General features: G+C 34.3%; 25 protein-coding genes. 9 read left to right on the top strand and 16 right to left on the bottom strand.

Annotation, left to right across the window (positions count from 1 at the left end; translation table 11 throughout):
- The first annotated feature begins 77 nt into the window (after window positions 1-77).
- Window positions 78-413, top strand: coding sequence for a tRNA-binding protein (locus tag ACQY44_RS18240; protein ID WP_428231728.1), 336 nt, complete (start codon window positions 78-80; stop codon window positions 411-413).
- Between the two features lie 251 nt (window positions 414-664).
- On the opposite strand, the gene ACQY44_RS18235 is transcribed toward ACQY44_RS18240, so the two are convergent.
- The 4 genes from ACQY44_RS18235 to ACQY44_RS18220 form a co-directional block, all read right to left on the bottom strand.
- Window positions 665-1,210, bottom strand: coding sequence for an RBBP9/YdeN family alpha/beta hydrolase (locus ACQY44_RS18235; protein ID WP_428231727.1), 546 nt, complete (start codon window positions 1,208-1,210; stop codon window positions 665-667).
- A gap of 20 nt (window positions 1,211-1,230) precedes the next feature.
- A complete protein-coding gene (locus ACQY44_RS18230; protein WP_428231726.1) occupies window positions 1,231-2,055 on the bottom strand; it encodes an alpha/beta hydrolase in 825 nt (274 codons plus the stop codon).
- 146 nt (window positions 2,056-2,201) lie between these two features.
- Complete coding sequence (locus ACQY44_RS18225; protein WP_428232145.1) at window positions 2,202-2,570, bottom strand: PUR family DNA/RNA-binding protein; 369 nt, start codon at window positions 2,568-2,570, stop codon at window positions 2,202-2,204.
- Between the two features lie 68 nt (window positions 2,571-2,638).
- Window positions 2,639-4,417, bottom strand: a complete 1,779-nt coding sequence (locus tag ACQY44_RS18220; RefSeq protein ID WP_428231725.1) for an ABC transporter ATP-binding protein — start codon at window positions 4,415-4,417, stop codon at window positions 2,639-2,641.
- Between the two features lie 203 nt (window positions 4,418-4,620).
- On the opposite strand from ACQY44_RS18220, the gene ACQY44_RS18215 reads away from it, so the two are divergent.
- The 3 genes from ACQY44_RS18215 (at window position 4,621) to yajC (ending at window position 7,181) form a co-directional block, all read left to right on the top strand.
- Window positions 4,621-5,727, top strand: coding sequence for a Glu/Leu/Phe/Val family dehydrogenase (locus ACQY44_RS18215; RefSeq protein WP_428231724.1), 1,107 nt, complete (start codon window positions 4,621-4,623; stop codon window positions 5,725-5,727).
- Between the two features lie 182 nt (window positions 5,728-5,909).
- The gene (nusB, locus tag ACQY44_RS18210) at window positions 5,910-6,821 is read left to right on the top strand and encodes a transcription antitermination factor NusB (RefSeq protein ID WP_428231723.1); all 912 of its coding nucleotides are present in this window, start codon (window positions 5,910-5,912) and stop codon (window positions 6,819-6,821) included.
- Window positions 6,822-6,905: 84 nt separating this feature from the next.
- On the top strand, window positions 6,906-7,181 hold the full coding sequence (gene yajC / locus ACQY44_RS18205) for a preprotein translocase subunit YajC (protein WP_428231722.1): 276 nt from the start codon (window positions 6,906-6,908) through the stop codon (window positions 7,179-7,181).
- Between the two features lie 4 nt (window positions 7,182-7,185).
- Here yajC and ACQY44_RS18200 read toward each other — a convergent pair whose 3' ends face one another.
- From ACQY44_RS18200 to ACQY44_RS18185, 4 genes are all read right to left on the bottom strand, one after another.
- Window positions 7,186-7,362, bottom strand: a complete 177-nt coding sequence (locus tag ACQY44_RS18200; protein WP_428231721.1) for a hypothetical protein — start codon at window positions 7,360-7,362, stop codon at window positions 7,186-7,188.
- 362 nt (window positions 7,363-7,724) lie between these two features.
- Window positions 7,725-9,002, bottom strand: coding sequence for a peptidase T (gene pepT / locus ACQY44_RS18195; RefSeq protein WP_428231720.1), 1,278 nt, complete (start codon window positions 9,000-9,002; stop codon window positions 7,725-7,727).
- Between the two features lie 229 nt (window positions 9,003-9,231).
- On the bottom strand, window positions 9,232-10,365 hold the full coding sequence (locus ACQY44_RS18190) for a formylglycine-generating enzyme family protein (RefSeq protein ID WP_428231719.1): 1,134 nt from the start codon (window positions 10,363-10,365) through the stop codon (window positions 9,232-9,234).
- Between the two features lie 132 nt (window positions 10,366-10,497).
- Entirely contained in the window at window positions 10,498-11,442 is a 945-nt protein-coding gene (locus ACQY44_RS18185) for a DUF6515 family protein (protein WP_428231718.1), read from the bottom strand.
- A gap of 550 nt (window positions 11,443-11,992) precedes the next feature.
- On the opposite strand from ACQY44_RS18185, the gene ACQY44_RS18180 reads away from it, so the two are divergent.
- Entirely contained in the window at window positions 11,993-13,027 is a 1,035-nt protein-coding gene (locus ACQY44_RS18180) for a quinone-dependent dihydroorotate dehydrogenase (protein WP_428231717.1), read from the top strand.
- Here ACQY44_RS18180 and ACQY44_RS18175 read toward each other — a convergent pair.
- Entirely contained in the window at window positions 13,013-13,729 is a 717-nt protein-coding gene (locus ACQY44_RS18175) for a DUF3307 domain-containing protein (RefSeq protein ID WP_428231716.1), read from the bottom strand. The genes ACQY44_RS18180 and ACQY44_RS18175 overlap by 15 nt on opposite strands.
- Entirely contained in the window at window positions 13,726-14,340 is a 615-nt protein-coding gene (locus tag ACQY44_RS18170) for a hypothetical protein (RefSeq protein ID WP_428231715.1), read from the bottom strand. The genes ACQY44_RS18175 and ACQY44_RS18170 overlap by 4 nt, the downstream gene beginning before the upstream one ends.
- A gap of 184 nt (window positions 14,341-14,524) precedes the next feature.
- On the opposite strand from ACQY44_RS18170, the gene ACQY44_RS18165 reads away from it, so the two are divergent.
- The 4 genes from ACQY44_RS18165 (at window position 14,525) to guaB (ending at window position 19,094) form a co-directional block, all read left to right on the top strand.
- Window positions 14,525-15,391, top strand: a complete 867-nt coding sequence (locus tag ACQY44_RS18165) for a hydroxymethylglutaryl-CoA lyase (protein ID WP_428231714.1) — start codon at window positions 14,525-14,527, stop codon at window positions 15,389-15,391.
- 120 nt (window positions 15,392-15,511) lie between these two features.
- On the top strand, window positions 15,512-16,021 hold the full coding sequence (locus ACQY44_RS18160; protein WP_428231713.1) for a hypothetical protein: 510 nt from the start codon (window positions 15,512-15,514) through the stop codon (window positions 16,019-16,021).
- Complete coding sequence (locus tag ACQY44_RS18155; protein ID WP_428231712.1) at window positions 16,018-17,418, top strand: DUF5723 family protein; 1,401 nt, start codon at window positions 16,018-16,020, stop codon at window positions 17,416-17,418. Before ACQY44_RS18160 ends, ACQY44_RS18155 begins: the two co-directional genes overlap by 4 nt.
- Window positions 17,419-17,621: 203 nt before the next feature.
- A complete protein-coding gene (gene guaB / locus ACQY44_RS18150; protein ID WP_428231711.1) occupies window positions 17,622-19,094 on the top strand; it encodes an IMP dehydrogenase in 1,473 nt (490 codons plus the stop codon).
- 154 nt (window positions 19,095-19,248) lie between these two features.
- Here guaB and ACQY44_RS18145 read toward each other — a convergent pair whose 3' ends face one another.
- The 6 genes from ACQY44_RS18145 to ACQY44_RS18120 all read right to left on the bottom strand — a co-directional run bounded on the left by ACQY44_RS18145 (window position 19,249) and on the right by ACQY44_RS18120 (window position 24,892).
- Window positions 19,249-20,394 (bottom strand): FAD-dependent oxidoreductase, encoded by a 1,146-nt coding sequence (locus ACQY44_RS18145; RefSeq protein WP_428231710.1) that lies wholly within the window; start codon window positions 20,392-20,394, stop codon window positions 19,249-19,251.
- Between the two features lie 101 nt (window positions 20,395-20,495).
- Entirely contained in the window at window positions 20,496-21,086 is a 591-nt protein-coding gene (locus ACQY44_RS18140) for a TetR/AcrR family transcriptional regulator (protein WP_428231709.1), read from the bottom strand.
- 344 nt (window positions 21,087-21,430) lie between these two features.
- Entirely contained in the window at window positions 21,431-22,312 is an 882-nt protein-coding gene (locus ACQY44_RS18135) for a L,D-transpeptidase (protein ID WP_428231708.1), read from the bottom strand.
- Between the two features lie 72 nt (window positions 22,313-22,384).
- Complete coding sequence (locus ACQY44_RS18130; protein ID WP_428231707.1) at window positions 22,385-22,951, bottom strand: hypothetical protein; 567 nt, start codon at window positions 22,949-22,951, stop codon at window positions 22,385-22,387.
- Window positions 22,952-22,981: 30 nt separating this feature from the next.
- A complete protein-coding gene (locus ACQY44_RS18125; RefSeq protein ID WP_428231706.1) occupies window positions 22,982-23,563 on the bottom strand; it encodes an NUDIX domain-containing protein in 582 nt (193 codons plus the stop codon).
- 57 nt (window positions 23,564-23,620) lie between these two features.
- Window positions 23,621-24,892, bottom strand: a complete 1,272-nt coding sequence (locus ACQY44_RS18120) for an adenylosuccinate synthase (RefSeq protein WP_428231705.1) — start codon at window positions 24,890-24,892, stop codon at window positions 23,621-23,623.
- Window positions 24,893-24,905 lie beyond the last annotated feature (13 nt).

The raw sequence follows: 24,905 nt of genomic DNA, 5'->3' as shown, positions 1-24,905 counted from the left end.
TAAAAAAAACGGTTATAGAATTAGTGGTAATAATTACAAAATTAATAGGTTTGTATTTCAGCAAATTGAAAAATAAAATGGATTTAACCTGGAATGAATTTGAAAGGACAGATATGCGTGTCGGTACTATTATAGAAGTGAATGATTTTCCTGAAGCAAGAAAGCCGGCATATCAGCTTACGATCGATTTTGGAACTGAAATAGGGGTTCGAAAATCATCGGCACAAATTACCAAACGGTATCAAAAAGAAGATTTAGTAAACAGGCAAATTGTCGCTGTTGTCAATTTCCCGAGAAAACAAATAGGGAAATTTATGAGCGAATGTCTGGTTCTTGGTGCAGTGGGCGAGGAGGGAGATGTTATTTTATTGGCTCCGGATTTTAAAATAGATAATGGACTTAGGATTGGGTAGATTAGTTTTTAGTCTCGGTCTCAGTTTTCAGTTTGTTGTAGATAAATTTAAACGCAAAGTTCGCAAGGTTTTTTATTGTAAAGCATTAATAGAAAACACAAAGTTCGCAAAGCTTTGTGTTATCAACTTTGCGAACCTTGCGTAAATCTTTGCGAACTTTGCGGTTAAATTTTTGCCACGAATTTCACGAATTTACACGAAATTAATTTCACGCTCAGACTGAAAACTGCGACTGTGACTGAAAATTAAAACTAAGACACTTTCTCAATTAACTGCTGTAATATCAATTGTCCTTCTTTCCAATATTTTAAGTCAGAATCAGAGTTAATATGTCCTTGTTTACCTACGTTTACAAAATCACTTCCCCATTCTTGAGCAAAGTATTGTTTTCTTTCAAATGAAGCATACGGGTCATTTTCACTTGCGACTACAATCGAAGGAAAAGGTAATTTATAAATAGGCATTGGCGAAAAATTACGAACAGATTCAGGAGTATGCTGAGGTGAATCTACATCGGCAGGAGCTACTAATAGAGCGCCTACGATGTTTTTGTTGGTATTTGATGCAGCCCAGTGTAAAACTAAAGAAACGGCTAAGCTATGGGCAACCAAAATCGTTGGTTCATTGAGCTTAGTAATTTCTTCCTTTAGCCTTTCGAGCCATTCTTCGCGAATAGGCTCGTCCCAATTGTCCTGAACTAAACGTATAGAATTTTCAAATTTTTTATGCCAAAAGGTTTGCCAGTGTTTTTCGCCAGAATCTCCAAGTCCTGGTAGTATTAATATTTGTGTGTCCATTGCCGTGGATTTTATTTAGATTATTTTTTATTTTCCTTTATAATTCGGTTTACTTCATTTACAAGCAATGGAAATCCAGGTTCTGTCATGCCGTGTCCGTAACCGTCTAATTCGTAAAGTTTAGTTTGCTTGTGCCCTGCCAGTTTCATCATGCGCGCCATATAGGCATTCTCTTCGTATCGTCCTAACATTTCTAACTCACGATCTCCGGTAATTAGTAAAAGTGGCGGAGCATCAGCGCGAACATAGAAAAGCGGGGCGAAAGCATCGATAGTTGGTGTCGTGTCCGGAATTCCGTTTTCTTTTCTTATTTCAAAATGAGTGATGCATTGACCGCTAAACGGAATTAGCCCTGCAATTTTATTAGCATCGATTCCTTCATTTTGTAACCATTTTTTATCCAGGCCAATCATTGAAGCTAAATAACCTCCTGCCGAATGTCCGGAAACAAAAATTAATGAAGTATCTCCACCATAACCTGTAATATTGTTAAATGTCCAGGCAACTGCAGCAGCGGCATCTTCAATAGCTTTTGCGGCCTTTACGTTTGGTGATAATCTGTAATTTACGCCAATAACGGCAAAACCTTTATTTTTTAGAGCTTCCGGAATTTCTTTGTTTCCTCCGGTTAATCCTCCTCCGTGAAACCAAACTATTGTAGCGAAGCCTTTTGTGTTTTTAGGATAGTAAATATCAAGAACACATCTTTCATTTATATAACTATCCGCTTTATTCGTTGTTGAGTTGTAGTATTGAATGTTTGATTTGGTTTCATACTCTATTTTTTGGGCAAAAGAAGCTGCATAAATAAAAAACAAACTAAGTAGTAGAATTAATTTTTTCATTTTATAAAGTATTAAATGCCAATGATAGTTTATAAAGAGCTGAAAACTGAACAGTCTAAAATCTAAAAATCTATTTTTTAAATATATAAAAAAAGTCCAAAATGCAGGACATATTGGACTTGTACTTTTTTAAAAGTTATTTTGGATTAAATATCGTCAAAATCAATATCAGTAAAACTAGATCTCTGTCCTTCAGGTTTATCAGAACTGAACTCTTTTTTAAAATCTTTTTGGTGTCTTTCAGAAATTACTTCTTCGCCTTTGTGGTTCAAGACATACGAAGTCATTTCTTCTAGTATTTCGGCAAAAGCACTAAAATCTTCCTTGTACAAGTAAATTTTGTGTTTTTTAAAATGAAAAGAACCATCTTCTTCAGTAAATTTTTTACTTTCAGTAATAGTGATATAATAATCGTCAGCCTTAGTAGCTCTCACATCAAAGAAATAAGTTCTTCTTCCTGCTCGTAATACTTTAGAAAAAATCTCTTCTTTTTCTAACATGTCATTTTCTCTCATAATACGTTCTATCATTTTTGGAATTAATAGTACTCAAAAATCATAAAAAATTATCTATTACGCAACATTTAAAGTAATTCTTTTTCTGAAAGTTGTTTTAAATATAAAGACGCATAATAGCCGTCCTGATTTATTAATTGATTATGAGAGCCTTGTTGGATGATTTTCCCATCTTCTAAAATGATTATTTTGTCGGCATTTTTTGCTGATGAAACCCGATGACTGACTATAATAGTAGTTTTATCTTTACAAATTTCGAATAAATTATTCAAAATTGTCTCTTCTGTTTCGGTATCGACTGCCGATAGGCAATCGTCAAAAAGTAGAATTGCAGGTTTTTTGATAATAGCACGTGCAATAGATACACGTTGCTTTTGTCCGCCCGAAAGAGTGATTCCTCTTTCTCCTAAAATCGTATCGTATTGTTTGTTGAAAGCGATAATATTGTCATGTACGACAGCATTTTTAGCAGCTTCGATTACTTCTTCATCTGTAGCGTTTTGATTACCAAATTTGATGTTGTTTTTGATAGTGTCCGAAAATAAAAAGGCATCCTGAGGTACAATTCCGATATTGTTTCGCAAATCGTTTAAGTTTAAAGAGCTTATTTCATTCTGATCAATTGTGATTCTTCCTGAAGTGACATCATATAAACGGGAAATTAAAGAAAGAATAGTCGATTTTCCGGAACCGGTTTTTCCTAAGATAGCCAGTGTTTCTCCTTTTTTGACTGTAAACGTTACATTTTTTAAAGCCTTAATATTGGTGTCTTTATAGGTATAGCTTACATTTTCGAAAGCAATTGAGCCTTGAATTTCTGATGTGTTCTCGTTGTTGTTTCTGATTTCAGGTTCGATTTTAAGAAATTCATTCAAACGTTTCTGAGAAGCTTCTGCTTCCTGAACCATCGATGAAACCCATCCTAACGAAGCAACTGGCCAGGTTAGCATGTTTACATATAAAATAAACTCAGCGATTGTTCCAATATTAGCAATCGTTCCGTTGATATACATAACGCCTCCAAAATAAATGACAACCAAATTGCTGATTCCGATTAAGGCGATCATCAGGGGACCAAATAATGACTGAACTTTGGCCAGATCCAAACTCTTTTTTTTGCTTTCATCTGCAAGGGCCACCATATTATTTTGATGCTGATTTTCTAATGAATAGGCTTTTATAACTCTGATTCCGGAAAATATTTCCTGAGAAAAACTGGAGACTTTCGATAAATATTGCTGAAAAGTGGTGCTTCGTTTATTGATTTCAGAACTCAGTTTAAAAATACAATAGGAAAGAATCGGTAATGGCAATATAGTGTATAAGGTCAGTAACGGCGAAACATTGTACATATATATAATGACAATGGCAAAACGTATAAAGGTGTTGATAGTATACATAACTGCCGGGCCCACGTACATACGAACTTTTGAAACGTCTTCACTAATACGGTTCATTAAGTCTCCGGTACGATTTTGTTTATAGAAGTTCTGTGAAAGGTTTTCGTATTGTTTGAATACCTCATTTTTTAAATCAAACTCTATATGACGAGACATTACAATTAAAGTTTGTCGCATTAAGAAAGTCAGGAAACCTGCAACAATTGTAGTAGCTATGATTAGCAGTACGTTATGGATTAATCCGTCTCTGTAAATGCCAATAACTGCTTGTGACGCCTGATCAGCTTTTGGCAGTTTATCAAACCTTTCAATAGCGTTTAAGGACTTACTAATAAGCTGCGGAGTAAATAAAGAGAATATTTGTGCGATTATGGTGATTAAAATTCCTAAAGAGAAACTATATTTATATTTGATGAAATATTTGTTTAAATAGCTTAATTCTTTCATTTTTTTAAGAGATTCAATGACGAAAAGTTTTGATTTTGTAAATTTTCGTGAATTAAAATTAACGGAAAGTGTAATTTAATCAAAACAAAACGATTGTTATATTGTTATTTTAAAGATAAAAAATTAGCACATGTATATTTTTTATATAAATTTGAGAAGTCTTTTTAACAAATTCATAATTTTAACTAATAAATACTAGCGCTATGGATGCAACTTTCGCAACTGGAAAGGAACTTCAAAAAATGGATCCTGTTTTTGGTCAACTATCTTTTGATGATCACGAACAAATTGTTTTTTGCAATGACAAAGATACAGGTTTAAAAGCAATTATTGGTATTCATAATTCAGTTATGGGTCCAGCTTTAGGAGGAACCAGAATGTGGAACTACAATACTGAATGGGAAGCATTAAATGATGTTTTGCGTCTTTCAAGAGGTATGACCTATAAATCAGCCATTACCGGATTGAATATCGGTGGAGGTAAAGCAGTAATTATTGGTGATGCCAAAACGCAAAAGACACCTGAATTAATGCGCAAGTTTGGTGAATTTGTTCATTCTTTAGGCGGAAGATATATCACTGCTGAAGATGTTGGGATGGAAACTAAAGACATGGACACTGTTAGAGATGTAACGCCTTATGTTACTGGTATTTCTGAAGAGAGAGGTGGTTCTGGAAATCCTTCTCCAATAACAGCTTATGGTGTTTATTTAGGAATGAAGGCGGCGGCTAAAAGCCAGTTTGGTTCTGATGTTTTAGACGGTAAAAAAGTGTTGGTTCAGGGTATTGGTCACGTTGGTGAAGCTTTAGTAGAATATTTGACTAAAGAAGGTGCAATTGTAACTATTGCTGATATCAACGAAGAAAAATTATACGAAGTAGCTCAAAAATACAACGCAACAATATTTACGGGAGAAGATTTATACGCTGCTGATGTTGATATTTATGCACCATGTGCAATGGGAGCAACAATTAATAATGATACTGTAAACAAAATCAAAGCTAAGGTTATTGCTGGTGCTGCCAACAATCAATTAGCAGATGAAAATATTCACGGAGCAAGATTACAGGAAAGAGGTATTTTGTATGCGCCTGATTTCCTGATTAATGCTGGTGGAATTATCAATGTATATGCTGAATTAGAGCATTATGGTAAAGCAGAAATCATGACAAAAACAGAAAATATCTATAATACTACTTTAGAAATTATTGATTACGCTGTAAAAAACGGAATGACAACTCATAAAGCGGCTCTTACAATTGCTCAAAATCGTATCGATTTGAGAAAAATTGAAAACGCTAAAAAATAATTTTTTTTACTTTACAGTCTCAGTTTACAGTCCCCGTTTCGCAAAAAGTGAAAACTGAGACTGAAAACTGAGACTTTTTTATGTTTTAATTTTAATATCAACTGTGAAATTCATACTTTTGCAGACTAATTTTTAAATGTTCTTACAAGGTGGTAAACAGAAGACACATACGCGTTAAAGTAATGCAATCCATTTATGCAATGCATCAAAGCGGTTCTGATAATATGGAAAAAGAAGAGAAGTTTCTTTTTTACAGCATTGATAATATTCAGGATTTATATCTTATAATGCTTTCTTCATTGATTGAAATTTGCAAAAAAGAGTCCATTTTTTTACATCTATCAAGCAAAAAACATCTTGCAACTGCTGCAGAACGTAATCCGAATGAAAAATTCATCAACAACAAAATTTTTCAGCTTCTTGCCGAAAGTAATTCGCTTAGCATTGCTTTAGAAAATCGTAAAATCAACAACTGGTCATTAAATGATGATTATATCATTTTGCTTTTGAATGATATTAAAGCAAGTGATTTGTATGCGAAATACATGAGTACTACAGTAAATACTTTTGAAGAAGACAGACAATTTGTGATTGATTTATTTGCTGATGTGATTGTTCCTAACGAGAAATTATATGAGTATTTAGAAGATGATAAGTTAACCTGGGTGGATGATATTCCTGTTGTCAATACGCACATTGTTAAACAATTGAAAGCAATAAAAACGCAAGATCCTGACGATTTTAGAGTGCCAAAATTGTATAAAGATGTTGAAGACAAAGATTTTGCTAAAGACTTGTTTAGAAGAACAGTTTTAAACGAAACTATTTTTGCAAAAGAATACGATGATAAAACGCCAAATTGGGACAGTGACAGGATTGCTGAAATTGATACTATTATTTTGAAAATGGCTATTTGTGAGTTTTTAAAATTCCCTTCAATTCCAGTAAAAGTAACTCTTAATGAATATTTAGAAATTGCTAAAGAGTATTCAACACCAAAAAGTAGTATTTTTATCAACGGAATTTTAGATAATTTGGTTAAAGAGCTTACGGCGAATAAAAAGATGCTTAAAGTAGGTAGAGGGTTGATGTAAAATTGACTTAATAACAATGTTGTTACTCTGAGCGAATTCGAAGAGCCAAAAAAATAATTAATAAAAAACAAATAAATTTAAATTATGGGACAATTAACTCAATTTGCGCCATTTCTATTAATGTTCGTGGTAATCTATTTCTTCATGATCAGACCACAACAAAAAAGAGCGAAAAATGAAAAAGAATTTGAAAGCAGCCTAAAAGTAGGTGATAAAATAATTACTAAAAGTGGTTTTCACGGTAAAATTGTTGAGCTTGCTGAAACAAGTGCAGTAATCGAAACAATGTCTGGAAAACTAAAAATTGAGCGTTCTGCTATTTCTATGGAAATGAGCGCTGCTTTGGCTAAAAAAGCGTAAGTTTTTAAATTACAATAAAATATAAATCCCAAATTCCAATTTTATGATTGGAGTTTGGGATTTTTTTTGGTTGATAATTAAAGGCATTGTATGTCCTTTCGATGAACGAAGCAATCTCACTTGTTAAATCTGATATTTTTTGTTTCGTGGTATTGTGTACCCCCTGCGAGACAATTTTCATGACGTTATATTTTTTTCTACCAACATTTAACCTCTACGAGGTAGACTCTTTCAGGAGTTGAATATTGCCAGAAATGAATTGAGATTTTTTTTAAAACATTTAATTTATGCAATGTATACTCCGTTAGGAGTTATATCTAGGTAGAAAAATAATCTACACCCAATGCAAAATGTCCCGTAGGGACTATACATTATTCTAATTTAAAACAATGCGTGATTCAGGAAATGAGATTGCTTCGTTCCTCGCAAGGAGAATGTTTAAAAAAAACCTTTGTCAAAGTTTTAAAACTTTGACAAAGGTCTCTATGAACAATTGGAATTTACAATTTTTCCCCCTCTTTAAAATTTGGATTTTTTTCCCTGTTATCTTTTTCTTTTAGGTTTCTCAGCAACATCAAAAATGCCTGGAATAGCTGTTAATTCGGCAATTTTTACAATAACGTCAGTAGCTTTTTGTATGCTTTCTGCTGGAACATATTCGTATTTTCCATGAAAATTATGGCCTCCTGCGAAAATATTCGGGCAAGGTAATCCCATAAATGATAATTGTGAGCCGTCAGTTCCACCGCGAATTGGTTTTATGATTGGTTTGATATCCAATTCTCTCATTGCTTTTTCGGCAATATCTACAATATGTTTTACAGGAAGTACTTTTTCTTTCATATTATAATACTGGTCTTTTACTTCAGCAGTTACAATATCTTCACCAAATTGTTTGGCGAATTTTTTATTGATTTTTTTAGCAATCTTACCAATTAAATCTTTTCTTTTTTCGAATTTAAGCTTGTTATGATCACGAATAATCAATTCTAAGACTGTTTCTTCGATGCTTCCGGTTAAATGATGCACGTGGAAAAAACCTTCATAACCTTTCGTTTCCTGTGGTGTTTCTCCTTTTGGAAGTTCGTTGATAAAATCGTTGGCAATCAACATCGAATTGATCATTTTTCCTTTGGCATATCCCGGGTGAACACTTTTTCCTTTGAAAGTGATTTTAGCTCCGGCTGCATTAAAATTTTCATATTCTAATTCGCCAATCTGGCTTCCGTCCATAGTATAAGCCCATTGAGCACCAAATTTCTCTACATCAAAATGATGTGCGCCACGACCAATTTCTTCGTCTGGTGTAAAACCAATTCTGATTTTTCCGTGTTTGATTTCAGGATGCTGAATTAAATATTCCATTGCTGAAACAATTTCTGTAATTCCGGCTTTATCATCTGCGCCTAACAAAGTTGTTCCGTCAGTTGTGATGATGGTTTGTCCTTTATATTGTAGTAAATCTTTAAAATAGTTGGGAGATAAAACAATGTTTTTCTCAGCATTTAAGACGATATCTTTTCCGTCGTAATTGGCTATAATTTGCGGTTTTACGTTAGCTCCGCTAAAATCCGGAGAGGTATCAAAATGCGAAACGAAACCAATTACAGGAACTTCGTGAGCTACATTACTTGGTAAAGTTGCCATGATATAGGCTTTGTCGTCTATAGTAACATCTTCCAGACCAATTGTTTTTAGTTCTTCGACTAATTTATTGGCAAGATTCCATTGTTTCTCCGTGCTTGGAGTGGTTTGTGAATTTGGATCTGACTCTGTATCAATAGTTACGTAACTGATAAAACGATCTATTATATGTTGCATTTGTTTAATTTTTAGCAAATATAAGCAAATAATCAGGCGTTGTGAAGCTGTAAATTATGAAAAATATAAAAATAGAGTAAAAAATCAGTCAAGAATTCATGAATTTTTACTTATATAAATAGTTTGTGCATGCAAAAAAATCCAGTTGTACAAATTTTTAATCGTATAACTGGATTTTTATATTTTAGTTAATTTGTGCGAATTCGTGAAATTCGTTCCGATTTTTTTTTTATTGCACGCATCTAAAACCAATGTGATTTGCAGGTGATTTATAGTCGCCTTTTCCTCTGGTGCCTACCATGTAACGTGTGCAATATTGGTCTGTGCATAAAAATGAGCCTCCGCGTTGTACTTTTTTAGGTAAATTTGGTTCTCCGGGATCATAAGAGGATTCAGGTCCTTGAGGGTTTCTAGCGACTTTGCCTTTTTCGCTTATCACAGAATAGTAATCAGCAGTATACCAATCGTTGGTCCATTCCCAGACATTTCCTCCAATGTCGTAAAGTCCGTAAGGGTTTGGTTCGAATTGTGCAGTTGGTGCAATACCAATATAACCATCTTCGCCAGTATCCCCTTTTTCGACAGGAAAGTGACCTTGGTAGATATTAGCCTGAAATTTTCCTTTGGGTTTTAATGTGTTTCCCCACGCATATAGCTGACCTGATTTTCCGCCTCTTGCCGCAAATTCCCATTCGGCTTCAGTTGGTAATCGTTTTCCGGCCCATTTTGCGTAAGCAACTGCATCATCATAAGAAACCTGAACAACAGGGTATTTTTCTCGCCCTTGTATAGAACTGCCGGCTCCTTCAGGATGCCTCCAGTCTGCTCCCTGAACATAAGTCCACCATTGCATGTAGTTGTTTAAATTAACATGGGCAGGAGTAGGAGTAAAAACAGCTGATCCGGCAACTAAATTTTCTAGAGGAGCATCCGGATACTCTTCGTGTGTTGGTTTTATTTCAGCTAACGTTTTATAGCCTGTGGCTTTTACGAAAGCTTCAAATTGCTCATTAGTCACTTCAGTCTGATCCATATAAAAACCGTCAACATATACCTGATGTATGGGGGCTGCATCTTTTGTAACTCCTTTTATACTGCATAAGCTTTCATCTTCGACATTGCTTCCCATAGAAAACTCTCCACCCGGAATCCAGACCATTCCTTTTGGGGTTTTATTGGCAGCGGGTCTGTTTTTATTTTCAATCGTAGGTTTGAATAACGATAACCCGGCTGTGTTTGCAGTCTCGGCACAATCCATTGCAGCTAATTTTTGTTCAGGTACAATAAGCTTAGTGTAGCCGTAAGCAATTGAAATAATCGATATTGTAAGTATGGCGAAAATCCAATAAGTCTTATTTTTCATTCTAATTATTTTTAATCTTGATGTTTGTAAATAAATTACTATAAAATTATTAAAAATAATCTTATAATGATTAGCGGATAAAGTTAAAAAAATATCTCAATTAAGTTCTATTTATTCTATAAAGTTAATCTGTTAATTATCTTTTTCAACAAGAACAACTTCATATTTGTCTTTTCCGTCAATTTGAACGGGTTGGTAATAAGTTTCGCCAAATTTCACATATTTTACATCACCAATAGTAACTTCTTCGCCACCTCCAGGTAGATTGTCCACTACAGTTCCGGCAGTTGGGGGTACTACTTTATAAGAACCACCGTCTTTTTCATAATAAGTACCACCGTAATAGTAATTATTGACTGTTCCGGTATTGACTGTTTCTGCTCCACTCGGGATATTGTTTATAGTTGCGCCAACCGGTGCAGGTACAGCGGTATAACCACCGTTTGTTGATGAATACCAGACGCCCTGGTCGTAATGGTATTGCGCGTTTTCTACACTAACTATAATTGCAGTAGTGGCCAATGCAGCCACAAAAAATCCCCACGGATGCCAGACTGGTCCCCAATAATATGGTCTGTAAGGACGCGGGTAATAGGGATGGTAGCAATTGTATCTGTAGCCGCCGTATCTGTAAGGAGGGCGCACATAAGGTCTTGGGTTTGGTCTTACATAAGTGTTACGATTGTTACGTACATGTACACTATTGTTGACGTTAATATTTACATTGTTTCGGTTTCTGTTGACCGTGTTGCCACTGATATTAGTGTTTCTGTTTCCTGTTCTGTTTCTGTTATTGGTAACATTATTGCCATTTGTAGAAGGCCTGTTAACTTTATTAGCTGATCTGTTGATTCCAGATCCGTTAGATGCGGGTCTGGGTGTGTTGGCCTGTCTTTTGACTCCGGAACCATTAGCCCCCGGTCTTGACTGAGTAGCAGCCCTTTCGTGGGCACCACCACCTCCTCTGTGTCCGCCGCCGCCATGACGTTGTGCTATACTATCAATTGAAATCAAAAAAAATGATCCCATTAAGCCTGTAAGGGCTATTTTTCTAATAATTTTTTTTATACTTTTCATTTTCAGTGTTTTAAGTCTATTAAAATTAAGTAAAAAAATAAGAATAATACAAAAAAAACCGAAATCATTTTAGAGTAGATTTATCCGGTTAAAATGCAATTTTGTTTGCATTTTTTTGACCTTGCTTTTTGTTTTTTAGAAATGCCTAATCCAGGTTGGGGATCACAACAGTTAAGGATTGACGGATTATTGTATTGTAATAGTTTTGTTGACTAAGAAAAGAGTTGAAGGGTATGTAAAAAAAGTGGATTTTAAAAATGAAAAGTTCTCATATCAAAATTTTTATTTAAAAATGTAATAGTAGTGCACCTAATGGATAGTTTGAAAAAAGGCTTTTTTATTCTTTATAACTATTTGTTTAAAAGGCTTGTAAGATGAATTCTAAGTGTTTGTTCTGATCGTTTGCTTTTCTGTATAAATAAAAAACAGCATTTTTTACTTAAATTTCGGTTCTGTAAAATAAAGAATAAAAACAGTTTGATATAAAATCATAGTCATTTTCAAGTATTATAATTAAATTTGCAATCGAAAAAACACACACAACACTCTTATGTATAAATTGATTATTCGCCCGATACTTTTTTGGTTTGATCCGGAAGAGGTACATTATTTTACTTTTTCATTTGTTAAATTCATTTCAAAAATACCTGGAGTTTCATCAATTATAAAATCGTTATATGAGGTAAAAGACACTCGTTTAGAACGTGAGGTTTTCGGAATTAAATTCAAAAATCCGGTTGGTCTTGCGGCAGGATTTGATAAAGATGCCAAACTTTATAAGGAACTATCTGATTTTGGTTTTGGATTCATAGAAATAGGAACCGTTACACCAGTGGGTCAGGAAGGAAATCCTAAAAAACGTTTGTTTAGATTAAAGGAAGATCAGGCTATTATTAATCGAATGGGGTTTAATAATGGAGGAGTTCTTGAAGCCGTAGAACGTTTGAAAAAGAATTCAGGAGTTTTAATAGGAGGGAATATCGGGAAAAATAAAGTTACTCCAAACGAAAATGCAGTAGACGATTATATCATTTGTTTTGATGCCTTGTTTGATCATGTTGATTATTTTGTAGTAAATGTAAGTTCTCCAAATACACCAAATTTAAGAGCTTTGCAGGATAAAGAACCTTTAACAGCTTTGTTACAGACATTGCAAAACAGAAATGTTGCAAAACAAAAAACAAGCACTCAAAAAATAAAACCAATTCTTTTAAAAATTGCTCCGGATCTTACAGACGAGCAATTGTTAGATATTATTGATATTGTAAAAACAACTCAGATTGCAGGTGTAATTGCTACAAACACGACTATTTCAAGAGAAGGTTTACAATCTGAAAACCAAACTGAAATGGGAGGGTTATCAGGAAAACCATTAACAAAACGTTCGACTGAAGTGATTCGTTTTCTTTCTGAAAAAAGCAATAAAGCATTTCCGATTATTGGAGTAGGCGGAATACACTCTGCAGATGATGCTATCGAAAAATTAAATGCAGGAGCAAGTCTGGTACAATTGTATACAGGATTTATCTACGAAGGTCCGGCTCTGGTAAAAGCAATTAATAAGAAAATTTTAGAGCAATTGTAGAAGTAGCGCCTGCACAATTAATGCTGTAACGATAGCAGTTCCAAAACTGATTAAAGTACCAATTAAAACATATTCTGTCAGTTTTCTGTCTTTGGCTTCTTTTAAATCTCCAAATCTGAAAATGGATTTAGCGGCTAATAAAAATCCGATTGCTTCAAAATGCCCTGTTAAAATAAAACAAAATACAAACAGACGTTCTAGTATTCCAATATAATTTCCTGCAGTAGCCAGTGAATTATCGTTATGGCTGTTTTGACTTTCAGGGTTCCAGATGGAAATAATGGTCTTAATAAAAATAGAAGTTGGTTTGGTAATGAATAAAGTTCCCGTTATTAAAATCCAAAACTGATTGTTAAACCAAAGTAAGTTGATGTTTTCTCCTTTGTAGAGGTATACAACTGCAATTAAAACTAAAATGTGAGCAATTTGGTCCGCAACAAACCAGGTACGTTTTGTTTTTGTCTTCTGAAAATTTAGTTTGATTAGATCGATAATGCCATGCGTTACGGCAATCAAAATGGCATAAGGTATAAACTGGAATTCCCCGACCAAAATTGCGGCAAGTACTCCGTGTAAAAGAATATGAAGATATAAATAAATACTTTTATGTTTCCTGGTCTCTTTATCAGCTACCCATGACTTGGGTTGCCATATAAAATCGCCTAATAAATGTGCTAAAAGTAGTTTTATAAATAAAATCATGGCGTTTTAAGTTGTTTTATTTGTGTTCTAAAATAACGATCTAAATGCAGTACTAAATCAAACTGTGCCCGTTTTTGTCTTCGGCTTACTGCAGCCTGATTAATGCCTAATTTTTGCCCTAACTCTTCTTGTGACAAAGCAGGATTTTCTATTGCAATGGCTACAAATTGGGCGGGCTGAGCAAGCCAATTATCCATAAAGGTTAAAGCCAGTTGAATCATCAGATTCATTTTTTCGTCAAGAACCATATCTCCGGTTCGAATAGCTAAAGTTAGCTTTTGTTTTTTTAAAGTTTCAAAAAGCTCTCCCGAACGTATAAATGCAGAACCGTTACTCTCTGATATTTTCTCAGCATGATGTGTTTTGTCACCAAAACCAATACTCATTCGGGCGTCTAATTTTAGAGCTTTTAAATGGGCTTTTATCAAAATAGCTGACAATAGTGCTTCTTCGGGATTTTTAATCTCGATCTGAAACTCGTCACCCCTGTAGATTTCCCATTGAACTGGCGTATCTCCAAAAGGAGATAAGATTTTTTTTAAATCTTCTACCCAGTGTTTTGATGTTTGCTGTCTGGAGCCAATGATATCACCTGTAATTACGCTTGTCATGATTCAAATATAATTAAAAATAAATTAACTTTAATATTACGAATATATGTAATATTGTATATTATTACGTTTTTGTGTAATATTACATGGTATTACTAGATTATGTAATGTTTTAATTAATAAAAATTATAACTTTTATTTCTTTAAAAAAGAAACTAACTTAGCCTTCACAAAAGAATAAGCTTTGAATAAAGAAATCAAGATTATCGAATGTCCGCGTGATGCTATGCAAGGTATCAAAACCTTTATACCGACTAAAAACAAGGTTTCTTATATTCAGGCTTTGCTTAGAGTCGGCTTTGATACCATTGATTTTGGGAGTTTTGTGTCTCCAAAAGCGATTCCGCAAATGCAGGATACAGCTGAGGTTTTGGCACAGCTCGATCTATCGCAAACGACCAGTAAATTATTGGCTATAATTGCTAATACGCAAGGTGCGCAACTAGCATCAGAATATGATCCCATTCAATATTTAGGGTTTCCTTTTTCTATATCTGAAAATTTTCAGATGCGTAATACGCATAAAACCATTGCTGAATCTTTAGTAACACTCGAAGAAATTCTTGAAATCGCCGATCAGAAAAACAAAGAAGTCGTAACCTATCTTTCAATGGGTTTCGGTAATCCGTACGGAGATCCGTGGAATGTTGAAATCGTTGGCGAATGGACTGAAAAACTAGCCGGAATGGGAGTAAAAATTTTATCACTTTCAGATACTGTTGGTAGTTCGACACCGGAAGTGATTACGTATCTTTTTTCAAATTTAATTCCAAAATATCCTGAAATAGAGTTTGGGGCACATTTGCACACCACACCCAATAGTTGGTTCGAGAAAATAGATGCCGCTTATAAAGCAGGTTGCGTTCGTTTTGATGGAGCCATTCAGGGTTTTGGAGGATGTCCAATGGCAACAGATAAACTGACAGGAAACATGCCTACAGAAAAATTGATTTCATATTTTACGGCCAATAAAAAAACAACGGGGCTGAACTCTTTAAGCTTTGAAAGTGCTTATAATGAAGCATCCAAATTGTTTAGTACATTTCATTAAAAAATTATTATATTTAAGTAAAGCAAATAATAAGTAATAACAAATTAGCGTTGTTTGTTATTAGATATAAATCAAGCCATGAAATCAAACTTTATAAAGAGAATTTCAAAGATATTACTTTTGTCATCCCTATTTTTTTCATGCTCAAGCGATCTGGATTTTGATCAGACTAAGGATTTAAAATTAGAACCGGTTTTTGTGGCTAATCTGGCTTATTTTAATGTTCCTGCAACTCAACTTGCAAATAGTGGAGATGGACAGGTGCTCTTTGATGTACAGGAATTTGATGCTTTCAAAGATAAATTTTTCAGGGACAATCTGGTAAAAGCAGAACTCAATTTCGAAATAGAAAACACTATTGTAAGGGCTTTTACAGTAGATTTAGTGCTTATGGATACTAATAACCAAATACTTGAAACGGACTCATATCCAATTCCGGCCTATTCCGGCACTTCAAATATCATAAAATATCCAACCGAAGTCTTTGAGAATCAAAGATTAGATCTCCTGAAAAAAACGGTTAAAATAGCCTTTTACGTCAGGATGGCGCCTGGACCACCATTAGACCAAACCAGTACAGGTAGTTTAAGATTACGCTCAAGTGCAACCGTTTATATGGTAATCGAATGAGAAAAGTATATCTGATTGTAATTCTGGTTTTTCAACTTTACTCTTTTGCCCAAAACAAAGAAGTATTGTACAATTTTACCGCTATTCCGCAATCGTCGCTCGTAAATCCCGGAGCTGATGTTTCGTATAAATTCTATTTTGGAGTTCCGGTTTTGTCGGGAGTTTCAGCCAATTTAGGTTCCAGTAGTTTTTCGGCTTATGATTTATTCGCCAATAACGGAGTCAATTTTAATGATAAGCTTCGCAATGTTATCAATAATTCTTCGAGCAAAGATAAAACCCAGGTCAATCAACAGCTCGAATTATTTTCAGGTGGTTTTAGAGTGGGCGGAAAAGAAAGTCAGTCTTATATTTCGTTTGGAGTCTATCAGGAATTTGATTTTTTGATGTATGTCCCAAAAGACCTGGCGATTTTAGCGCTGGACGGAAACCGGGATCATATTGGTCAATCATTCAATCTGGCCGATTTAAATGTTAGGGCAGAAGTACTTTCAGTTTTTCATGTAGGATTTCATAAAAAAGTAAATGAAAAACTTGTTTTGGGAGGTCGTGCCAAATTGTATTCAAGTGGTGCAAATGCTACCTCTACTAAAAATTCAGGATTTATCTATACAGGCCAAAATGCGGGGACACCAAATATTTATAATCAGGTTATAGCCTCAAATTTAGAACTTAAAACTTCTGGTATTGCCACTTTTACTAAAGACGAATACGATGGAAGTATTCCAAAAGATATTGTACACAATACGTTCTTTAACGGAAGTTTAGGTCTGGGAATTGATGCCGGACTTACGTATTATTTCAAGGATAATCTTCAATTCACGGCCAGTATTGTCGATCTTGGTTTTATAAAACACACCAAAGATCTCGAAACCCTCACTTACAAAGGAATTTATCAGTACGATGGTGTAAATCCAAGTTTTGATCCTTCAAATGAGCCTAAAAATATCTTTGATGAATTTGAAAAAGCCATACCACGTGACACACTTTATAATAAATACACTACTTGGCGACCTACTAAATTTTATTCCTCAATTCAATATTCCTGGGGCGAATCACGTTCAGATGATGCTTGTAATTGTAGAGGAAAAATCAATAGAAAATATGTAAATGCAGTGGGAGGACAATTGTTTATGATGTCAATGCCAGTCGAACCTTTTGTAGCCTTAACCGCTTTTTATAAACGGAGTATTTTTGAGAAATTAGATGTCAAAGCCACTTACACATTCGATTCTTATTCTAATAAAAATATCGGTTTAGGGCTTTCAGGAACGCTTGGAAAACTCAATATGTATTTTCTCGTCGACAATCTTCTGGAGTTCAAAGACATTTCAAAGGCCAATAGTATGGCATTTCAATTTGGTTTCAATTTTGTTTTTCAGGATTCAGAGGATTAATTTTTAAATAAATTCCAATAGTTGAAATTTCAAATTCCAACTGTTGCGGTCGGATGGTATTGGAATTTGGAATTTTTTAATTGGAATTTAACTTCAGGTTATTTGTAAGTACTTTCGTGTAAAGTTAAATTTATGAATAAGTTAGCATTCAAGTTTCCAATTTATTCACTATATTTGCACGCAATTCAACTAGAAATTGCAACATGATAGCACACAACTCCAAGATTATCGGCGAAGGTTTAACTTACGACGATGTATTATTAGTACCTAACTACTCGAATGTGCTTCCTCGCGAAGTGAGTATCAAATCAAAATTTTCACGAAATATAACGTTAAACGTTCCAATAGTATCAGCTGCTATGGATACCGTTACTGAAAGTTCTATGGCAATCGCTATGGCGCAGGAAGGCGGAATTGGTGTTTTGCATAAAAACATGACTATTGAACAACAAGCTGCGAAAGTCAGAAGAGTAAAACGTGCTGAGTCCGGAATGATTATCGATCCGGTAACCTTACCAACTAATTCTACAATTGCGGATGCAAAAAATGCCATGAAAGAATTCGGAATTGGCGGAATCCCAATCGTTGACGAAAACAGAATACTTAAAGGAATCGTTACCAACCGTGATTTACGTTTCGAAAAAAACGGAGCAAGACCAATCGCTGAGGTAATGACCAGTACCAACTTAGTTACTGTTGCCGAAGGCACTTCATTAGAACAAGCCGAAGTAGTTTTACAAGGACATAAAATCGAAAAATTACCAGTAGTAAATGCTAACTACGAATTGGTAGGTTTAATTACTTTCAGAGATATTACAAAACTGACTCAAAAACCAATCGCTAACAAAGATGTTTTTGGTCGTTTAAGAGTAGCTGCTGCCATTGGTGTTACAGGCGATGCAGTTCAAAGAGCAGAAGCATTAGTTGCTGCAGGAGTAGATGCTATCATTATTGATACCGCTCACGGACATACTGAAGGTGTAGTCAATACATTGAAAGAAATAAAATCAAAATTCCCAAATATTGATGTAATTGTAGGTAACATTGCAACTCCGGAAGCAGCTAAATATTTAGTGGCAAATGGTGCAGACGGTGTAAAAGTAGGGATTGGACCTGGTTCTATCTGTACAACCCGTATCGTTGCAGGTGTTGGTTTTCCTCAATTCTCAGCGGTTCTTGAAGTAGCTGCTGCTATCAAAGGTACCGGAGTTCCTGTTATTGCTGATGGTGGAATTCGTTATACAGGAGATATCCCTAAAGCGATCGCTGCGGGTGCTGATTGTGTAATGTTAGGATCTTTATTGGCAGGGACAAAAGAATCCCCAGGTGAAACTATCATCTTCGAAGGAAGAAAATTCAAGTCTTACCGCGGAATGGGTTCTGTTGAAGCTATGCAAACGGGGTCTAAAGACCGTTACTTTCAGGATGTTGAAGATGACGTTAAAAAATTAGTTCCGGAAGGAATCGTTGGGCGTGTTCCTTACAAAGGAGAGTTAAACGAAAGTATGCTTCAGTTCGTTGGAGGTCTTCGTGCCGGAATGGGATACTGCGGTTCAAAAGATATTCCGACTTTACAGGAAACAGGACGTTTTGTGAGAATCACATCAAGCGGAATCACAGAAAGTCATCCACACAACGTAACGATTACAAAAGAAGCTCCAAATTATTCAAGATAATTTTTAGTTTTTCTACATAAAAAAAGGCATAAGAGTTTGATTCTTATGCCTTTTTTATTTTTAGGAGCTAATCAGTAGTTTTCATAATCTGCAAAATCACAATTCCCAACAAAAATGTACTTATATCACTTATATGGTGAAAAAATAAAATCACTTAAACCCCACCACGACTATTTAGAATTTTTTCTGTCGTTACATCAGAATGTAGTAATTTCTCCATTTGATAGGTTGTACGTTGTGCTTCCAGTGCATATCCAAACATCTTTTGTTCATAATCTTCAATTGCATCTTCAAGCGTTTTAAATTTTCCATTAATCAGATTCTCCGTCAATTGATATGCATCCATTAGTCCCATGTTAACGCCTTCGCCGGCAAAAGGAGGCATTAAGTGAGCTGCATCTCCTATCAGTGTAATGTTTGAATGCTTTTTCCAGGGTTCTTCAAGAGAAAACAAACGCAATGGTAATCCTGAAAAATCTGTGGAAGCAGCAAAGAATTTTTTATAATCTTCATTCCAGTTTTCGAAGGTTTTGTTTAGAAAAGCGATAACAGCAGCATTGTCTTTAAAATCAATATTGTTATTTAAAACCCAGTTTTCATCAGCATTAAAAGAAACGCCAAAATGAATAGATCCGTCACGTAAAGTATGGGTGTAAAACATTTTTTTCTCTCCCATTGCCATTACATTCCCACTACCATATTTAGATTTAAATTCAGGATAATCACGATCCGGATGTTCAATTTCTCCCTGAATCATATAAGTTCCGGAAAGTTGAGGTTCTTTATCTGTAACAAATTTTCTGGCGTTTGATCTGCCACCATTGGCAACAATTACAAAATCAGCAATTGTTTTAGTACCATTTTTGAATTCTAAATGGTATTGTTCTCCAATTTTTTCTATATCAGTCAATTGACTGTCCCATGCAACTGTATTTTCCTGAAGATTTTTTAACATGATTTTTCTCAAATCATTGCGGTCAATTTCAGGTCTCTGATAACCATTTTCCTCAGTTGGCATTTCGTCCGAAGTAATGTTTCCGTGCATATCGGCCATTTTTTCACCGGTTGGTCTTGCGTACTGATAAAAAGCATCCATAAGATCCGCTTTTTGTATTGCTTTTTGTCCTGAATCAGCATGTATGTCAAGTGTTCCTCCAGAAGTTCTTGCCTGGGCATTTAAATCTCTTTCGTAAACGGTTACATCAGCACCATTAATTTGTAAAATTCTTGCTGTTGTTAAGCCAACGGGTCCGCCACCGATAATGACGATTTTTTTGTTTTTTATAAGTGAAGTGCTCATTTCATTTCTATTTAATTGATATTGTTGTGATTGAATTGTATTTAATATTTAAATTGATATTGTAATTGAATTTTGCAATTGTTATTGTCATTGATTTTGGTTTAAGGAGTCAGCGCTTTTATGACCAAATTAAAGGCTTCATCACTAATTTTCCGGGTAAAGAGAAAAGGTTTTCCTGACATTGATTTCCCTTCTCTGTGAAGTTCTAAAAGAGAATAAAGCGAACCATAAGCGATACTCCAAAAAACTTCGAAGGTGATAGGAAGAAGTTCTTTCTTTTCAATAGCTCTGGTAATGAATTTTGTCATTTCTTCTTTAAAGTCAGTTGTGATTTCAGATAAAATGGCATCGCCATAAGTTGAATGTTTTAAAAGTTCGATGCAATCCGTTTCAAGGGGAAAATTTAGTGTATATCCGGATCTGTTTTCCCATTGTTGGCGTAGGCCGTCTATAAATGACATTTCTGCAGAAAATCCGGTTAACATTTCTTTAAAGAATTTTTTGCCAATTTCAATTCCAATTTTCCTGATAAGATCTTCTTTATCTGAATAATAAATATAAAGCGTTGCTACAGAAACTCCACATTCTTTGGCCAGCCGGTTCATTCCAAAGCCTTCTACGCCTTGTGAAACCAGCATTTCAATAGCTTTCTGCTTTACAATTTCTTCTTTATTATTATCTCTAGTTCTCATTATTCCAATTAATTAGAGTACAAAGATATTAATAATAAATGAACGTTCGCTTATTTATTTAAAAAAAAGGTTCAAAGGTATAAAGGTACAAAGGGGCAGAGGGGGCAGGTTTAGGTAGACTTACTGCTGTGCGTCTATTTGAGGTTTTAATTGAATAGTCACCAGCTTAGCTGAAGGATGAAAGTAGGGGGATAGAGAAATAGGCTTTAGCCGAATTTAAATAAAATTGTGAAAAAAACTTTGCGCCTTAGTGCCTTCGTGGCATAAAAAACATAAAGCATAAAAAATTGCTACTACAATTCGTCAAAATTATAATAGCAACTTTTCCTTGGATAACAGTATTTTTATGGAGTTACAGTCGTTTCGGCTTCTCTCAGTTTTTGATTTTCTAAAATCTTTTGTATAAAAGGTTTCGCTTGATTTTCAATTTCTGTTTCGGAGATATCCAATGCTTTTGGGTCTTTTACCAATTCGAACCATGGTTTTGGTCCGTCAAAATTATAGTTTCCAAAAACCACTACCGGAGTTCCTTTTACTTTTACATTTTCTTTGTCTTTTAATACCCATTCATCAGCAAATTTATAAAGATATTTTGCATCATTTTCTTGTAATCTTAAACAAGAATGTGAGGCTGGATAACCAGGCAATGCGTATTCATGAAAACCAACACCTAATTTATTTTCAATATTAAAATTCCACTTTAAATCCCATTCGTCATTAAAAGTACTGGTGGTTTTTTCAGCTTTCCAATTGGTAAAGAATAAGCCGGTTGGAGTAGGATCTTTTTTTCTGCCCATATTGGTTGGACCTGTATGTACTAATTCACCATTTTCGTAAGCGGCAAATGCCTGAGTAGGATAAGAGAATAGGATAACTTTAGATACTTCTTCTAAAGCTTTGACGTGTAAAGGGAACGGAAGATAAAAAACAATATCTCCACTAAAGTCTTCAGGAACGACAATTGAATCCAATTTTGCAAAGTTTGCTTTATCAGTTCTGTTTATAGCATAAGCAATACGAAGTTTAGTACTGTCAGATTCATTTGCCTTTAGCCATTCTTTTGTTTTTTCAAAATGATAAGAAACAGATTTCGGCTTTGTATGTTCAATAGTTTTTTTAGGTTTTGCTTTAGCTGTAGTTTCAGTTGATTCACTCTTTTTACAGGAACCTAATAAAACTAATATTAGTAATAGGGCGATATTGGATGTGTAATATAACTTTTTCATAAACTGGTTTTTTTAGTATTGTAAAGTTATTTTAATCATAACGAAAAGTACTTACACAATTTTTTGAATTGTTTACTGTATTTTCATTTGTACGATAGCATTCATTTGAAAAAGTTCATCCAGCAAAGCTTTAAATAATTGTAATAAAGAGTTTAAAACTTCTATTTCTAAAATTTCTCCACCGATATAATAAGACAATTCGAATTCATTTTCAGGAAGTTTTTTCTCCCAAATTCCTTTTTGATTTAAGATTTGAATGTTTACATCTTTTTGAGATTCGATTAAATTTCTTAATTCTTTATTTCTTAATAATGTTTTTATTTTGAATTCATTATTGCTTTTAATGGTAAAGGCTTTATCAAATTCCGCATAACCAATTTCTACATCTTGAGCGCCAAAGAGTTTTTCGATTTTTCGGACAAATCCTTCACGATAAATTTCAAACTTAAAATTGTCTTTTAAAGTAATCGGTACAACAACACGAGTCATTTGAGTACTGTCTTTTCCGGACCATAAAGTAAAATTATCAAAAACAATTTTCCAATTTTTGTATTCAATTTCGTTAGAGTCGGAGCGCCAGGAATACCCTTCTTTAAATATTCCGTTTGTTTCTTTTGAAAATTCTTGCCAGATATTCATTTTATTTTAAACCTAAATATAGACAAAAAACTAAATCAAATTTTTAATCTTTGCATGCTGCAATAATAAAATAGTTTTTGCATCTGTAATTTCACCAGATTCAATCATGGCGTATGCTTCGTCAAAAGTATATTCCAGCACTTCAATATTTTCCTGTTCGGCATCTAATCCTCCTCCGTCATTTACCTTCATGGTTTCATCGTATTCTCCAACAAATAAGTACAAAATCTCTGTTACAGAACCTGGCGACATATAAGTTTCGATTACTTTTTGAACTTTTTTTAAGCGATAACCTGTTTCTTCTTCTATTTCGCGAATGACAGCCTGTTCTGCATTATCCTGATCCAGAAGTCCTGCGCAAACTTCAATCATCATTCCTGTTTTATTTCCGTTAAGATAAGTTGGTAAACGAAACTGTCTTGTAAGTATTACGGTTTTTTTGGATGAATTATACAATAAAATAGCAGCTCCGTTACCTCGGTCATATACTTCACGAATATGCGATTCTACTTTGCCATCTTTCTTTTGATAGTCAAAAGTTACTTTATTTAATATGTACCAATTGTCTGATAGTAATTTAGTGTCGGTAATTTTAATTTCTGGATTTTTCATAATGGAAATCTTTGGTATAAAAAAAAAACGCTCTGATTATCAGAGCGTTTAGATGTATTATTTTGTTATTGTTTGTTTTCTGTCTGGTCCAACAGATACAATCTTAATTGGTACTCCAACTTCTTCTTCAATAAACTCAATATATTCTTTTAGCTCGATTGGCAATTGATCGTAAGTGGTCAATCCTGTTAGGTCAGCTTTCCATCCTTTAAATTCTTTATAAACAGGAGTTACGTTTTCCGGCTCGATGTTATAAGGAAAGTGAGAGATGTTTTGTCCTTTATAGTTGTATTCTGTACAAACTTTCAGTGTTTCGAATCCTGAAAGAACGTCGCCTTTCATCATCATTAATTGTGTAACTCCGTTAACCTGAACAGCATACTTTAAAGCTACAAGGTCTAACCATCCACAACGTCTTTGTCTTCCTGTAACAGATCCAAATTCGTTACCTACTTTTGCCATTGTTGCACCAACTTCGTCAAAAAGTTCAGTAGGGAAAGGTCCGCTACCCACACGAGTAACATAAGCTTTAAAGATTCCGTAAACTTCTTTGATTTTGTTAGGAGCAATTCCTAAACCGGTACAAGCTCCTGCAGCAGTAGTATTTGATGAAGTTACGAAAGGATAAGTTCCAAAATCAACATCTAATAAAGATCCCTGAGCTCCTTCGCATAAAATAGATTTACCTGCTTTTTGAGCCTGGTAGATATATTCTTCACTGTCAATAAAATCTAATTTTTTTAGTTCTTCAATAGCTTCAAAAAACTCTTTTTCAAGTTCAGCTAAGTTGTATTGAATTGCAACGTCATAAAAAGCAATCATTGCTTCGTGTTTGTCAGCCAATGCTCTGTAACGTTCTTTGAAATCTTCTAATTCGATATCTCCAACACGCAGTCCGTTTCTACCGGTTTTGTCCATATAAGTTGGTCCGATTCCTTTAAGAGTAGAACCAATTTTTGCCTTTCCTTTAGAAGCTTCAGATGCTGCATCTAATAAACGGTGTGTTGGTAAAATTAAATGTGCTTTTCTTGAAATGATTAATTTGTTTTTGATGTCAAGGTTGAATTTTGCTAAACCTTCGATTTCTTTTTGAAAAACTACAGGATCTATTACAACACCATTACCAATGATGTTTATTGAATTTTTATGAAAAATTCCAGAAGGAATGGTTCTTAATACATGTTTGATTCCGTCAAATTCTAATGTATGCCCTGCATTTGGTCCTCCTTGAAAACGTGCAATAATATCATAATTAGAGGTAAGAACGTCAACAATTTTCCCTTTACCTTCATCTCCCCATTGTAATCCTAGTAATAAATCTACGGTCATTCTGTTTTAATTT

Origin of the sequence: Flavobacterium sp. (genome assembly GCF_965277525.1) — a bacterium.
GTDB lineage: Bacteria > Bacteroidota > Bacteroidia > Flavobacteriales > Flavobacteriaceae > Flavobacterium.
This window is presented reverse-complemented; position numbering and strand designations above follow the sequence as displayed.

Excerpts from the sequence above, each read along its gene's own strand:
- ACQY44_RS18240 (WP_428231728.1), top strand. The coding sequence starts at position 78 with ATGGATTTAACCTGGAATGAATTTGAAAGGACAGATATGCGTGTCGGT.
- ACQY44_RS18235 (WP_428231727.1), bottom strand. The coding sequence starts at position 1,210 with ATGGACACACAAATATTAATACTACCAGGACTTGGAGATTCTGGCGAA.
- ACQY44_RS18230 (WP_428231726.1), bottom strand. The coding sequence starts at position 2,055 with ATGAAAAAATTAATTCTACTACTTAGTTTGTTTTTTATTTATGCAGCT.
- ACQY44_RS18225 (WP_428232145.1), bottom strand. The coding sequence starts at position 2,570 with ATGAGAGAAAATGACATGTTAGAAAAAGAAGAGATTTTTTCTAAAGTA.
- ACQY44_RS18220 (WP_428231725.1), bottom strand. The coding sequence starts at position 4,417 with ATGAAAGAATTAAGCTATTTAAACAAATATTTCATCAAATATAAATAT.
- ACQY44_RS18215 (WP_428231724.1), top strand. The coding sequence starts at position 4,621 with ATGGATGCAACTTTCGCAACTGGAAAGGAACTTCAAAAAATGGATCCT.
- nusB (WP_428231723.1), top strand. The coding sequence starts at position 5,910 with ATGCAATCCATTTATGCAATGCATCAAAGCGGTTCTGATAATATGGAA.
- yajC (WP_428231722.1), top strand. The coding sequence starts at position 6,906 with ATGGGACAATTAACTCAATTTGCGCCATTTCTATTAATGTTCGTGGTA.
- ACQY44_RS18200 (WP_428231721.1), bottom strand. The coding sequence starts at position 7,362 with ATGAAAATTGTCTCGCAGGGGGTACACAATACCACGAAACAAAAAATA.
- pepT (WP_428231720.1), bottom strand. The coding sequence starts at position 9,002 with ATGCAACATATAATAGATCGTTTTATCAGTTACGTAACTATTGATACA.
- ACQY44_RS18190 (WP_428231719.1), bottom strand. The coding sequence starts at position 10,365 with ATGAAAAATAAGACTTATTGGATTTTCGCCATACTTACAATATCGATT.
- ACQY44_RS18185 (WP_428231718.1), bottom strand. The coding sequence starts at position 11,442 with ATGAAAAGTATAAAAAAAATTATTAGAAAAATAGCCCTTACAGGCTTA.
- ACQY44_RS18180 (WP_428231717.1), top strand. The coding sequence starts at position 11,993 with ATGTATAAATTGATTATTCGCCCGATACTTTTTTGGTTTGATCCGGAA.
- ACQY44_RS18175 (WP_428231716.1), bottom strand. The coding sequence starts at position 13,729 with ATGATTTTATTTATAAAACTACTTTTAGCACATTTATTAGGCGATTTT.
- ACQY44_RS18170 (WP_428231715.1), bottom strand. The coding sequence starts at position 14,340 with ATGACAAGCGTAATTACAGGTGATATCATTGGCTCCAGACAGCAAACA.
- ACQY44_RS18155 (WP_428231712.1), top strand. The coding sequence starts at position 16,018 with ATGAGAAAAGTATATCTGATTGTAATTCTGGTTTTTCAACTTTACTCT.
- guaB (WP_428231711.1), top strand. The coding sequence starts at position 17,622 with ATGATAGCACACAACTCCAAGATTATCGGCGAAGGTTTAACTTACGAC.
- ACQY44_RS18145 (WP_428231710.1), bottom strand. The coding sequence starts at position 20,394 with ATGAGCACTTCACTTATAAAAAACAAAAAAATCGTCATTATCGGTGGC.
- ACQY44_RS18140 (WP_428231709.1), bottom strand. The coding sequence starts at position 21,086 with ATGAGAACTAGAGATAATAATAAAGAAGAAATTGTAAAGCAGAAAGCT.
- ACQY44_RS18135 (WP_428231708.1), bottom strand. The coding sequence starts at position 22,312 with ATGAAAAAGTTATATTACACATCCAATATCGCCCTATTACTAATATTA.
- ACQY44_RS18130 (WP_428231707.1), bottom strand. The coding sequence starts at position 22,951 with ATGAATATCTGGCAAGAATTTTCAAAAGAAACAAACGGAATATTTAAA.
- ACQY44_RS18125 (WP_428231706.1), bottom strand. The coding sequence starts at position 23,563 with ATGAAAAATCCAGAAATTAAAATTACCGACACTAAATTACTATCAGAC.
- ACQY44_RS18120 (WP_428231705.1), bottom strand. The coding sequence starts at position 24,892 with ATGACCGTAGATTTATTACTAGGATTACAATGGGGAGATGAAGGTAAA.